Below are 11,416 nucleotides of genomic sequence, written 5' to 3' on the forward strand. Positions count from 1 at the left end.
CGACGAGACCTTCTATGACGACCTCTCCCTGCCCGCCGATCAGCGATGCCGACTGGCCTGAGGCCATCTCCGAGATGAAAACCGGCTTCGCCACCGCGCTCAATGTCTACCGGACGATGGCGCATCACCCGGCCCTGCTGAAGGTATGGGCGCCCTTGCGCCAGCATATCGTCAAGGACAGCGCGCTCGGGCCGGTGCGCTCCGAAGTCGTGATCCTGCGCGCGGCCCATCGCATGGGCTCGCCCTATGAATGGGCGCATCATGTCAGCCGGGCACGGGTGCTCGGCATGAGCGACGCCCGCATCGCCGCGCTGCGCGGCGAGCCTGATGGCGAGGACGGGCTGATCGTGCGGGCGGTCGATGCGCTCTTCGACGACAAGCGCCTTTCGCTGTCGCAGGAGGCCGAGCTTGCCGCGGCGATCGGGCGCGAGGCGGTGTTCGACCTGATCGCGACGGTCGGCTTCTACTCGGTGCTCGGCTATATGCTGATGACCTATGAGACGCCGATCGATGAGGCCATCGCGACCGAGATGGCCGAGAAGCCGCTGGGCACCGTCTAGAGCATCGGCCCGAAAAGTGGCACGCGGTTTTCGGGCAAAGCCGATGCAAGATCAAAGAGCTAGAGTATCGGACTGAGCACGGTACTCAGTCCGATACTCTAGCCTCGATTTGGCGAAGTCGCCGGGCATCGTGTAACCCCGCGCGACCGGGCCGATGGCGAGCGCCCGGCCGCAAGACGGGAAAGACATGTCCGACGACGATTACATCTATGACGAGGCGACCGGGGAATGGCGCCCGGCCTCGGACGTGAAGCAGACGGCCGCGGCCGCTGCTGCGCCGGTGGTGCGCGACGCTGCCGGCAACGTGCTCGCCGACGGCGATTCCGTCGTGCTGGTCAAGGACCTCAAGGTGAAGGGTGCCAACCAGACCCTGAAGCAGGGCACGGTGATCCGCACGATCCGCCTGACGGAGAATGTCGAGGAGATCGATTGCCGCCACGACGCGATCAAGGGGCTCGTGCTGCGGACGGAGTTCGTGCGCAAGCGCTGAGGCTTTGGGCCGTGCCTACCAGAGGCGCGGCCCCTCCATCGTCGAGACATGGGCGGAGACGACCTTCCAGCCCAGATCGGGAAAGCGGACCCAGCTCTGGCTCTGCCGGCCGATGACGTCGCGCCCGCGCACCTTGAACTCCAGGTTCACCGTGGCAATGTCGCGCCCCAGCGTCAGGATCTCCAGCCGGATCCGCTTCTCCTTGATGCCCGGCCCCGGCGGGCGGGCGACGCGGTGGCCGTGGATCTCCTTGAAGCCGTAGCCGTTCTCATGCAGCGCGTAGCGGATCGTGTAGGGGCTGTTCCAGAACGAGGCGTCGAGCACGTCGACATCCTTGTCGACCAGCGCCTGCTCGTAACGCTCGAACAGGGCGCTGATCTCGGCCACCACTTCGGGAATGTTCGGGGTCAGGTCGGTCATTATGCGGCCTCCATGGCCTGTGCGACGGCGATGAGGCTGGCATCCGTGCCGCGCCCGCCGATGATGGACAGGCCGACCGGCGCGCCGTCGACAAGCGCGCCGGGCAGGTTGACCTGCGGGTGGCCTGCCAAGCCGCCTTGTGCGCAGAGGCAGGTGATGCGGTCCCGCATTGGCCGGAGCGTGGGCATGGGCAGGCCGCGCAAGGGTGCCGGGAAAGGCGTCGTCGGCAGGCACAGGATCGTGCCCGCTGGCAGCAGGTAGCGCAGCCTTGCGCGGGCCTCCTCGCGCATCAGGGCGGCCCAGCTCTGCTCGTTGGCCGGAACCTGCGAGCCGGCGATCAGCCCGGCCGCGACGGTGAAAGCCATGCGCGGATTATCCCGCTCGATCCAGGGCCGGAAGGTCTGCCAGGCCTCGACCGGCTGCAGGCTGCGCTGCGCCCGCGCCCAGACGGAGAGGCCCTGCGGCGCCATGGTCTCGTCGCGTGGTGTCGCGCCCAGAACGCGGGCGAGCCGCTCGACCATCGGCCGGAGCGCTTCCGCAACGTCCGGATCGGCGAAGCCGAAGGCATCGGCGGCGACGAGCAGCTTCGTCGGGAGCGGGCCGGGTGCCTCGCCGAGCATCGCCGTGCCGACGCGGGCGAAGGTCGCGGCGTCGCGGGTGAACCAGCCGGCCGTGTCGGAGCTCGGCGCCTGCGGCATCAGCCCGGTGAGATCAATCCGGCCATGGGTCGGCCGGATGCTGTAGAGCCCGCAGAAGCTGCCGGGCACGCGCATCGAGCCGCCGGTATCGGTGCCCAAGGCGATGTCGCAGAGCCCGGCGGCAACGGCCGCGGCGGAGCCGGAGGAGGAGCCGCCGGGCACGCGGTCGGGCGCGGCCGTGTTCAGCGGCGTGCCGTCGAAGGCGTTCTCGCCGAGAATGCCGAGCGAAACCTCGTCGGTGATGGTCTTGCCGACGAATTCGGCGCCGGCATCGAGCAGGGTCTGCACTGCCCAGGCATGGCGTTCCGGGACGGGATTGGTTCGGGCCCAGTCATGGTTGCCGCCGCCGGTCGGCGTGCCCGCGACGTCGAACAGGTCCTTGACGGCAAAAGTCAGCCCGTCGAGCGGCCCGCCGGGCCGGCCAGCGATGCGGATGCGCGGCCCGGGCACGAAGGCGTTGACGCGATCCTCCATCACGGCCTCGGCGACCGCGTTTCGCCCAGGGAGATCGGTCCGGTCGGCATCGGCACGGCTTCTGTTCCTGTCGGCTGTTCGACTCAGGGTCGAGGGGCAGCCTAACAGGTTTGCCGCCGCAGCAAACGGCGGTGCGCGGTTCGCCGCCACGCCGATCAACGTAAGGTTTCGGCTAGTGCCTCTGGCCTTGGGTCAGGATACGCTTCGTGCCGCTGCCGGCCGAACGGCCGCCTGTTCGTGCGCGACCAGGAAGTTTTCCTGCGCCTCGGTCTCGACAGCGGCGGCATCATGCTCGCGGCGAATCCGTGCGATCGCTTCGGCCGCGCCTAAACCATTCTCGACCAGCAGCAGAGCGGCAATCGTTCCGGTGCGGCCGAGCCCGGCGCGGCAATGGATCGCCCAGCTCTCGCCCTCGCGTAAACGGCGCGCCAGGTCGAGCTGGCGCCAGCCGGCCATGAAGTCCGCATCCGGCACGCCGTAATCGGGAATGGCGAGATGGGTCCAACCCAGCCCGGCGGTATGGACGGCTGCGGCGAAGCCGTCGAGGCCGCCCGGCAATTCCTTGGCTTCGACGAGGCTGAGCAGCCCGGCTGCGCCCATCTCTGCTAGCCGCGATAGATCATCCCTCAACGCCGCCTGCGATGCGGCATCGTCTAGCACCTCCTTGCGCCGGCCGGGACAAGGCCCGAGCAGGAGCGCACCCGCAAAGCCGGGCAGGTCGAGGCGGGATACGGAAGGTGCCAGGCTGTGCAAACAATCCTCCAGAGGGTGGAGCAGCGGGACATTCTACCTGCGGCAGGTGCGTGGCGCGAAACGGTATTCGCGTCGTTCGAACGAGCTTCAGGGCTCGCTGATTGACATGATGATATAGCTGTGTACAGCTATATCATCATGCTGTCCACACGCGACCCTGCCTGCGAGATCGGACCCGTGCCCGCTTTGGGCGGCGAGGCGTTCGCTGCCGGCGCACTCAAGCCGCCGAGTCCGCCGCCGCCGGGCGCGCCTTTGCGCGAGCGCCTGCAAGGGCTGGTCTGGCCACTTGTCGTCCTGCTTATGCTCGTCGGTGTGGGCGTGCTGGGCGCGCGGAACGTCTCGGCCAATCTCGCGGCGGCCGGGATGGAGATCGATTTCTCCTTCCTCTGGCAGCAGGCCGGTTTCGACGTCAGCGAGAGCCTGATCGCCTATTCCCCGCGCGACACCTACGCCTATGTGCTGCTCGTCGGCATCCTGAACACGCTGGCCGCCGCGGCGGTGACGCTGGTGCTGGCGAGCGTCATCGGCCTTGTCGTCGGCATCGCCATGACCAGCTCCAACTGGCTCGTACGCAATCTCGCGCGGCTCTATGTCGAGCTGCTGCGCAACCTGCCCAAGCTCCTGATCGTGATCGCGCTCTATGTCGCGCTGGTCCGCGGCCTGCCGCATATCAAGGCGGCGTGGACTGGGCCCTTCGGCGCGATGCTGAGCAATCGCGGGCTCGCCTTGCCGTCGCCGGTGATCGGGCATGGCGGGTTCGCTCTGATACTGGCGGCTTGTCTCTGGCTCGCCGGCTGGGCGCTCTGGGCGCGGGCGGTGAAGCAGCATCAGGACGCGACCGGACAGCGCCGGCCGGTTGCCCTGCCGGTGCTGTTGGCGGGCTTTGCGCTCTATGCCGGGCTCACCTTGTCGGGGCTCGTGCAGCTCGGCTGGTCGATGCCGAAGCTCACCGGCTTCAATGTCAGCGGCGGCATGGGGCTCTCCCTGCAATTCGCCGCGCTCGTCCTGGCGCTCTCGGTCTATCATGGCGGGCAGATCGGCGCGATCGTCGAGGGCGGCATCCTGGCGACCTCGCGCGGCCAGCATGAGGCGGCGCTGGCGTTGGGCCTGACCCGTCTGCGGACGATGCGCCTGATCGTGCTGCCGCAGGCCTTGCGCGTCATTACGCCGCCGCTCGGCAACCAGTATTCCAACCTGCTGAAGAACACCTCGATCGCGCTTGCGATCGGCTACTCCGACCTGCTCAGCGTGGTCAGCACCTCGGTCAACCAGACCTTCCGCCCGATCGAGTTGATGACGCTGGTCGCGCTGTTCTTCCTGATCGCGAACCTGCTGATCTCGGCCGGAGTCAACTGGTGCAACCATGTCTTCCGCATCAGGGGGCGCTGAGATGAGTCCGCTCGCCGAGACGCCCCTCGTTGCCGGGCCGCCGCAGAGCCGCCGCCTCGTCGCGGCCGGCCGCTGGCTGCGGTCGAACCTGTTCTCCAGCTGGTGGAACACGCTGCTCACCGGGCTCGTGCTGTACGGGGTCGTGGCTTTCGTCGCGAAGGCGCTGAGCTGGGGCGTGGTCGATGCCGTGCCCTTCTCCGGCAGCCGGGCCGAATGCGCGGCGGCGAGCGGTGCCTGCTGGGCCTTCCTGCGCGAGAAGGCCAATCTCGTCCTGACCGGGACCTATCCCGAGCCCGAGCGCTGGCGCGCCTATCTCGCCAGTGCCGTGATGATCGCGGCTATCCTCGCCTTCGCCAAGGCGCCGATCGGTGTTGCAGGCAGGGCCGTGCTCGTGGTGGTCTCGGGCGCATGTGCCTATCTGCTGCTGCGCGGCGGCGTCGCCGGTCTCCCTGTGGTCGAATCGCATCGCTGGAACGGCTTGCCGCTGATCCTCTTCCTCTCGGCCTTCAGCATGGCCGCGGCCTTTCCGCTTGGTGTCGTGCTGGCCTTGGCGCGCTGGTCCGGCCAGCGCGGTCTGTCATTGTTCGCCGTCGGCTATATCGAGGCTGTCCGGGCGATCCCGATGGTCGCGGTGCTGTTCGCCGGCATTTTCATCCTGCCGCTGCTCCTGTCGCGCGGTGCCGCGATCGAGCCGGTCGCCGCGATCCTGATCGTGCTCACCCTGTTCTATGCCGCCTATTTCGCCGAGGACGTGCGAGGGGGCTTGCAGGCCCTGCCGAAGGGGCAGACCGAGGCGGCGGCGAGCCTCGGGCTTTCAGCAGCGCAGCGCATCCGGCTCATCGTGCTGCCGCAGGCGCTGCGCACGGCGATCCCCGGCATCACCAATTCGATCATCGGCAGCTTCAAGGACACCTCGCTCGTCGCGATCGTCGGCATGCACGACCTGCTCTCGACCGCGCGCATGGCCTATGCCGATCCGCAATGGCAGGCCTATTCGCTGGAGGCGAACCTGGCGATCGGCCTGTTCTACTTCATCTGCTGCTGGCTGATCTCGGAACGGGCCCGCCGCCTCGGCCATGGCGCCGTCAAGGCGCGCTAGAAGCCGTCAGCAACAAAAGAAGTGGCCAGCCGCGCGAGCGATGCTCTAAGCACAGGGCGGGCAGGAAGAGAGACGATGACGGTCGATATCGCCGGTTCGGATACGCGCCAGCTGCGCCAGCTGGTGCGCTCGCGCAACGACGTGATCTTCGAGATCGTGCGCGACCGCATCTGCCTGCGCGAATATGACGAAGGCCATGTCATTCACGAGACGGCGCTGGCGACCGAATTCCGCGTCAGCCGCACGCCGATCCGGCAGGTGCTGCAGCGGCTGGTCTACGAACAGCTCGCCGAGACCCGCAACGGCGTCGGCACGATCGTCTCCTATGTCGGGCCGCAATCGGCGGACATGCTGCGCTTCCGTATCGGCCTGACGCGCCTGATCGCCGACCTGATCCCCCTGCAATTGCCTTCGACGCTGGGCTCCGACTATGCCCGGTTGCAGGCGCTGGCGGGGCTGCTCAAGCCGGATTCCTCGCTGAAGGAGGCCTGGGATGTTTGGCGGACGCATCATGAGGTTCGCAATGCGCTGATCGGCGACGAGGCGCTCCGGCAGATGGACGACACCATCTTCTTCCGGACCGCCCGCAGCTGGGTCGGCTGGCTGAAGCAGGAGCCGGCTGCGATGCATGCGCTGCTGGTCGAGGAGATTGCGGCGGTCGCCGGGAAAGCGACGGCCCTGTCGGCGCCGGAGCTGTTCCGGCTACATGCCGCCCATCTCGAGCGGATGTTGGCGCGCTACGGCGTGCAGGACAGCAAATAGGCGACCTGCTCCTCGCTTTCGATCGCGCCGGGACGTGCCGTCCGCACGGCCGTGATCGCGCCTTCCGGCGTCGAGCCCGTGGCGATGAGCAGCCGCGCCGCCATCATGCCCGAGCGGCCATAGCCGGCGAGGCAGCAGAAGGCGATGCGGTGCCCTTGGCGGAGTTCTCCGGCGAGGCGTTCGATCAGGGCGGGCCAGTCGAGCCGCTGGTCGGGCGCGGAGAAATCAGAGATCGGGGCAGCGAGCAGGGCGATCGATCGTTCTTTTGCAGCGTGACCCAGATCCTCGATCTCGTCGGGATCGCATTCGCCGTCTTCGAGCAGGACCACCAATAGCGCGGTTTGCCGGGTGGCGAGGGCGTCCAGAACTTCCTCCTGCAAGGCAGCATCGACGAAGCGCTCGCCGCGCCGGGCGATTACGAGTCCGGGCAGCGGCAACATGCCGATCGCCCCGGCCAGGCCCGGCGGCTCGACCCAGGCGATCCCTTCAGCCATGCGCCCCTCCGCCCTCATTTCCCGCCATCGGGAGATGCGGTGCTCGTCGCTTCCATGAAGCGGATTGCTGCGGGGATTGTCCACTCTTGTAGGCATGCCGGTGCGGAGCACTCTCAAACGAAAAGCCCTCCCGGATCGCTCCGGAAGGGCTCGGTTCGGGTATCCCGGTCGAGGGTCTTACCGAACCGGATAGGAGAAGATCAGGCCGCCGTCGCGGGCGAGGCGGTTCGGCGACTGGGCGCGGTCCATCGCCAGCGGCGAGGCCTTGCCGATATGCTTTTCGAAGACCTCGCCGTAATTGCCGACCTGCTTGATGACCTGGAAGGCCCAGTCCGGGCGCAGGCCGAGCTTCTTGGCCATGTCGGCGGTCGGGCCGTTCGGCGCGATCAGGCGCTGGGCGTCGACCGGCAGGTCCTTGAGCGCGGCGAGCTTGGCTTCGACGTTCTTCGACGTCAGACCGAATTCCTCGGCCGCGACCATGACCTGCACGCCCCAGAACAGGGTCTTCTCCAGCTCGGTATCGGGGCGGGAGACCAGCGCGAGCGGCTCGGTCGCGGAGCGCTGGGGCACCAGCACGTAATCGTCTGGCTTCGGCGCCAGCAGGCGGTCGGCGGCGAGCGCCGAGACCGAGCTCGCGACGGCGTCGCATTTCCCGGAGAAGAAGGCCTGGAGGCGGGCGGTCTTGTCGGCGATGTTCTCGACCTTGTAGGGCAGCTTCGCCTCGCCGAACCAGTCGGCGAGATAGAGCAGGGTGGTCGAGCCCTCCTCGGCGCAGACCGTCGCACCCGAGAGATCGGCGAGCTTGGTCATGCCGAGGCTCTTGGGCACCATGAATCCCTGGCCGTCATAGAAGGTGGTGGTGACGAAGGAGACGCCGGGATCGGCGTCGCGCGTGCCAGTCGCGGTGATGCCGCGCGAGGCGATATGGGCGCTGCCGCTGATGATCGCCTTCAGGCTGTCGGAGAAGCCGATGCCGCGCAGCTCCGCCTTGTTGGCGTCGCCGAAGATCGCCACGGCGGCCATGCGGCAGAATTCGACATTGAAGCCCTGGAAACGGCCGGCGCTGTCGGGAACCGAGAAGCCCGGCGAATTCGGATTCACCAGGCAGATGATCTTGCCGTCTTCCTTGACCTTGTCGAGCACCGGCCCGGCCTGCGCCGCCGGCGCGACGAGGGTGAGCGTTGCCGCGGCGAGCGCCGCACGAATGATGCTGTATGCCATCCCGATCTTCTCCCGTTATCGAGCTATAGAGCTGTATACAGCAACTCAGACATACGTCAAACGCCGCTCTTGCATCGGCTGCCGGGTTTGAAGAAAGTCGGGCGTCGCGCCCACGGAAGGCGCCAATCTATTCCAGATCGTCATAACAATGCGCCGCGAATGCATTAGCCAGCAGCGCTTCGGGCGTGCCATCCTCCCCCTATCGAGGAGCGTCGCGATGCTCCGGTTCGGCGGAGCCCGGCGTGCCAGACGACCAGAACGCTCTCTACGAGGCGGTTGAGCCCTATCGGTCCCTGCGCCTGCCGGTCGGCGACGGGCATGAGCTTCATGTCGATGAGAGCGGCAATCCCGACGGCATTCCCGTGGTCTTCCTGCATGGCGGGCCCGGCGGGGGCACCAAGCCGGCGCAGCGCAGGACCTTCGATCCCACAGCCTTCCGGATCGTGACCTTCGACCAACGCGGGGCAGGGCGCTCCAGCCCCCTGGCGGAACTCGCGGGCAATACCACCCAGGCACTGATCGCCGATCTCGAACGCATCCGCGAGCATCTCGGCATCGCGCGTTGGCTGGTGACGGGCGGCTCCTGGGGCAGCTGCCTCGGGCTCGCCTATGGCCAGGCTCATCCCGAGCGCTGCCTCGGCTTCCGCCTGCACGGCATCTTCATGGCCGAGCGCGCCGAGATCGACTGGTGGTTCCACGGCTCGCGCACGATCTTCCCGGATCATTGGGAGGTCTTCGCCCATTTCGTGCCGGAAGCGGAGCGCGGCGACCTGCTCGGCGCCTATTACCGCCGGCTCACCAGTCCCGACCCTGAGCAGCAGCTGGCGGCGGCGGTCGCCTTGCGGACCTTCTCGGGGAAGACGCAGACCTTCCTGCCCGATGCCGAGCATGTCGCGGCGCTGACCGAGCCGGATGCGGCACTCGCGCTCGCCCGGATTTTCACACATTACTGCGTCAACGGCGCCTTCCTCGACCTCGGCCAGCTGCTGCGCGACGTCTCGCGCATCCGGCACCTGCCGGCCGAGATCGTACAGGGGCGCTATGACATCGTGACGCCGATGTGCACGGCCTGGCGCCTCAAGACGGCCTGGCCCGAGGCGCGCTTCACTATCGTGACCGAGGCCAACCATGCGGCGACGCCGAGCGCGCCGGCCCTGTCGCTGGCGCTGCGCGATGCGACCGATCGCCTGCGCGACTCGATGTTGGCCCTCGCGGCCTGAAGGAACGACGATGTACGAAGCCGCCAGCCAGATCCGTCTGGGCATCGAGCCCTATCTCGAAATCCGCAGCGCCAAGAGTCCGGCGGTCGCGCCGGACGGCGAGCTCCTCGCCTATCTCAGCGACGAAAGCGGGACGCACCAGATCTGGCTTAGGCCGCTGGCGGGCGGGGCGCCCTGGCGCCTGACCGACATGCCGGAGCCGGTCGGCGCGATCGCCTTCAACCCGAAGAGCCGCGACCTGCTCTTCACCATGGATTGCGGCGGCGACGAGCGCCACCAGCTCTGGCTCGTGCCGGGCGCTTCCGGCGTGCCCCAGCCGCTGACGGACGATCCGACCGTGGTCCATGTCTGGGGCTGCTGGGCGCCTGACGGGCAGCGCATCGCCTTCGCTTCGAATGCGCGCGACCGCGAGCATATGGACATCTATGTGATGGACATGGCGACGCGAGCGGCACGGCGCGTCTTTGAGGGCAATGGCTATCGCGAGGCGGTCGCTTTCTTCCCGGACGGGCGCTCGCTGCTGGTCACTGACGCCACCCATGCGATGAACGACCAGGACCTCTACCGGCTCGATCTCGACAGCGGGGCGCGCGAGGCCTTGCTGCCGCATGAGGGCCGCGCCCGCTATGCCGCCAACCGGATGAAGAAGGACGGCAGCGGCTTTTTCAGCATCACCGATCAGGGCCGTGAGTTTCTCAGCGTCGCCTTCCGCTCGGCGACTGAGGGCACGCTGAGCTGGATCATCGAGCGCGACGGCCAAGATATCGAGGCGGTGGCGCTGGCGCCGGACCAGAACCGCCTCGCCTATGTCGCGAATGATCGCGGCTGGAACCGCATCTTCGTGCGCGACATCGTCGGTGGGGCCGAGTTCGAGGTCGAGGGCTTCCCGCCCGGCTCGATCGGCTCCGTCGCCTGGCTGCCGGATGGGTCCGGGCTCGTCTTCCCGCTCGATGGCTCGACCTCGTCGCCGGACATCTGGCGCTTCGACATCGCCTCGAAGCAGGTGAAACGGCTGACCGATGCTTCGAAGGCGGGTCTCGACCCCGCGAGCTTCGTCGAGCCGACGGTCGCGAGCACCAAGAGCTTCGACGGGCTTGACGTGCCGTTCTTCGTCTACCGGCCGCGCGGCAAGGCGCCGGAAGGCGGTTACCCCGCCGTCGTCGTGGTGCATGGCGGGCCCGAGGCGCAATGGACGCCGATCTTCCGCGCCGACCTGCAGTTCTTCCTGAGCCAGGGCATCATGGTGATCGCGCCGAACGTGCGTGGCTCGACGGGCTATGGCCGCAGCTACCACCATCTCGACGACAAGCATCTGCGCATGGACAGCGTCGCCGATCTCAAAGCGGTCAGGCTCTGGCTGCGCGAGCAGAGCGATGTGAACGATGACCGCGTCGCCGTCTATGGCCGCTCCTATGGCGGCTTCATGGTGCTGGCGGCGCTGACCGAGCAGCCGGACCTGTGGAAGGTCGGGATCGAGTTCTACGGCATCGCCAATTTCCTGACGCTGTTGGAGACGACCGGGCCGTGGCGTCGCTATCTGCGGGCGGTGGAATATGGCGATCCGGTCGCCGACCGCGAAAACCTGATCCGCTTCTCGCCGATCCACAAGCTCGACCAGATCCGCGTGCCGCTCTTCATTGCGCAGGGCTTCGACGACCCCCGCGTGCCGCCGGGAGAGAGCGAGATGGTCTATTCGGTGCTGCGCGGCCTCGGTCGCCCGGTCGAGTATGTGCGGATCCCCCATGAGGGCCACGGCTTCGCCCGGATCGAGAACCGGCGCACCGTCTTCGGCGGCGTGGCCCGTTTCCTGCGAGAGCATCTCTGAGCGCCCCTTGG

12 protein-coding genes are annotated in these 11,416 nt (G+C 67.7%); 7 read left to right on the forward strand and 5 right to left on the reverse strand.

Translation table 11 applies throughout. The annotated features are described in order from the left end of the window. Window positions 1–14 precede the first annotated feature (14 nt). Both AC07NY_RS03270 and AC07NY_RS03275 read left to right on the forward strand, forming a co-directional pair. The gene (locus tag AC07NY_RS03270) at window positions 15–560 is read left to right on the forward strand and encodes a carboxymuconolactone decarboxylase family protein (RefSeq protein WP_494581784.1); all 546 of its coding nucleotides are present in this window, start codon (window positions 15–17) and stop codon (window positions 558–560) included. A gap of 187 nt (window positions 561–747) precedes the next feature. Then, window positions 748–1,050, forward strand: a complete 303-nt coding sequence (locus AC07NY_RS03275) for an alkylphosphonate utilization protein (protein ID WP_494581786.1) — start codon at window positions 748–750, stop codon at window positions 1,048–1,050. Between the two features lie 15 nt (window positions 1,051–1,065). Here AC07NY_RS03275 and hpxZ read toward each other — a convergent pair whose 3' ends face one another. From hpxZ to AC07NY_RS03290, 3 genes are all read right to left on the reverse strand, one after another. Continuing rightward, entirely contained in the window at window positions 1,066–1,470 is a 405-nt protein-coding gene (gene hpxZ, locus AC07NY_RS03280; protein ID WP_494581788.1) for an oxalurate catabolism protein HpxZ, read from the reverse strand. Beyond that, the gene (locus AC07NY_RS03285; RefSeq protein WP_494581790.1) at window positions 1,470–2,642 is read right to left on the reverse strand and encodes an amidase; all 1,173 of its coding nucleotides are present in this window, start codon (window positions 2,640–2,642) and stop codon (window positions 1,470–1,472) included. Before AC07NY_RS03285 ends, hpxZ begins: the two co-directional genes overlap by 1 nt. Before the next feature lie 192 nt (window positions 2,643–2,834). Beyond that, the gene (locus tag AC07NY_RS03290) at window positions 2,835–3,302 is read right to left on the reverse strand and encodes a phosphatase domain-containing protein (RefSeq protein WP_494583666.1); all 468 of its coding nucleotides are present in this window, start codon (window positions 3,300–3,302) and stop codon (window positions 2,835–2,837) included. A gap of 213 nt (window positions 3,303–3,515) precedes the next feature. On the opposite strand from AC07NY_RS03290, the gene AC07NY_RS03295 reads away from it, so the two are divergent. The 3 genes from AC07NY_RS03295 to AC07NY_RS03305 all read left to right on the forward strand — a co-directional run bounded on the left by AC07NY_RS03295 (window position 3,516) and on the right by AC07NY_RS03305 (window position 6,645). Then, window positions 3,516–4,784: an amino acid ABC transporter permease gene (locus AC07NY_RS03295; RefSeq protein ID WP_494581792.1), complete on the forward strand. Its 1,269-nt coding sequence runs from the start codon at window positions 3,516–3,518 to the stop codon at window positions 4,782–4,784. Between the two features lies 1 nt (window position 4,785). Then, a complete protein-coding gene (locus AC07NY_RS03300; protein WP_494581794.1) occupies window positions 4,786–5,883 on the forward strand; it encodes an amino acid ABC transporter permease in 1,098 nt (365 codons plus the stop codon). Between the two features lie 75 nt (window positions 5,884–5,958). Then, entirely contained in the window at window positions 5,959–6,645 is a 687-nt protein-coding gene (locus AC07NY_RS03305) for a GntR family transcriptional regulator (RefSeq protein ID WP_494581795.1), read from the forward strand. Here the strand turns inward: AC07NY_RS03305 and AC07NY_RS03310 are convergent. Together AC07NY_RS03310 and AC07NY_RS03315 are read right to left on the reverse strand one after the other, a co-directional pair. Further along, window positions 6,621–7,223 carry a protein-tyrosine phosphatase family protein gene (locus AC07NY_RS03310; RefSeq protein ID WP_494581797.1) on the reverse strand — a complete coding sequence of 201 codons (603 nt, stop codon included), beginning with the start codon at window positions 7,221–7,223 and terminating at the stop codon, window positions 6,621–6,623. The genes AC07NY_RS03305 and AC07NY_RS03310 overlap by 25 nt on opposite strands. A 93-nt stretch (window positions 7,224–7,316) precedes the next feature. Continuing rightward, window positions 7,317–8,360 carry a transporter substrate-binding domain-containing protein gene (locus AC07NY_RS03315; RefSeq protein ID WP_494581799.1) on the reverse strand — a complete coding sequence of 348 codons (1,044 nt, stop codon included), beginning with the start codon at window positions 8,358–8,360 and terminating at the stop codon, window positions 7,317–7,319. A 242-nt stretch (window positions 8,361–8,602) separates the two neighbouring features. Between AC07NY_RS03315 and pip the strand changes: the two genes are divergently transcribed. Both pip and AC07NY_RS03325 read left to right on the forward strand, forming a co-directional pair. After that, on the forward strand, window positions 8,603–9,580 hold the full coding sequence (pip, locus tag AC07NY_RS03320) for a prolyl aminopeptidase (protein ID WP_494581800.1): 978 nt from the start codon (window positions 8,603–8,605) through the stop codon (window positions 9,578–9,580). Window positions 9,581–9,590: 10 nt separating this feature from the next. After that, window positions 9,591–11,405 carry a S9 family peptidase gene (locus AC07NY_RS03325; RefSeq protein WP_494581802.1) on the forward strand — a complete coding sequence of 605 codons (1,815 nt, stop codon included), beginning with the start codon at window positions 9,591–9,593 and terminating at the stop codon, window positions 11,403–11,405. The last annotated feature ends 11 nt before the right edge of the window (window positions 11,406–11,416 follow it).

It is taken from the genome of Allobosea sp. GW821-FHT09G06 (assembly GCF_059416005.1).

What these genes read in the sequence shown, in the direction of transcription:
- AC07NY_RS03270 (WP_494581784.1), top strand. Translation starts at nt 15, where the DNA reads ATGACGACCTCTCCCTGCCCGCCGATCAGCGATGCCGACTGGCCTGAG.
- AC07NY_RS03275 (WP_494581786.1), top strand. Translation starts at nt 748, where the DNA reads ATGTCCGACGACGATTACATCTATGACGAGGCGACCGGGGAATGGCGC.
- hpxZ (WP_494581788.1), bottom strand. Translation starts at nt 1,470, where the DNA reads ATGACCGACCTGACCCCGAACATTCCCGAAGTGGTGGCCGAGATCAGC.
- AC07NY_RS03285 (WP_494581790.1), bottom strand. Translation starts at nt 2,642, where the DNA reads ATGGAGGATCGCGTCAACGCCTTCGTGCCCGGGCCGCGCATCCGCATC.
- AC07NY_RS03300 (WP_494581794.1), top strand. Translation starts at nt 4,786, where the DNA reads ATGAGTCCGCTCGCCGAGACGCCCCTCGTTGCCGGGCCGCCGCAGAGC.
- AC07NY_RS03305 (WP_494581795.1), top strand. Translation starts at nt 5,959, where the DNA reads ATGACGGTCGATATCGCCGGTTCGGATACGCGCCAGCTGCGCCAGCTG.
- AC07NY_RS03315 (WP_494581799.1), bottom strand. Translation starts at nt 8,360, where the DNA reads ATGGCATACAGCATCATTCGTGCGGCGCTCGCCGCGGCAACGCTCACC.
- AC07NY_RS03325 (WP_494581802.1), top strand. Translation starts at nt 9,591, where the DNA reads ATGTACGAAGCCGCCAGCCAGATCCGTCTGGGCATCGAGCCCTATCTC.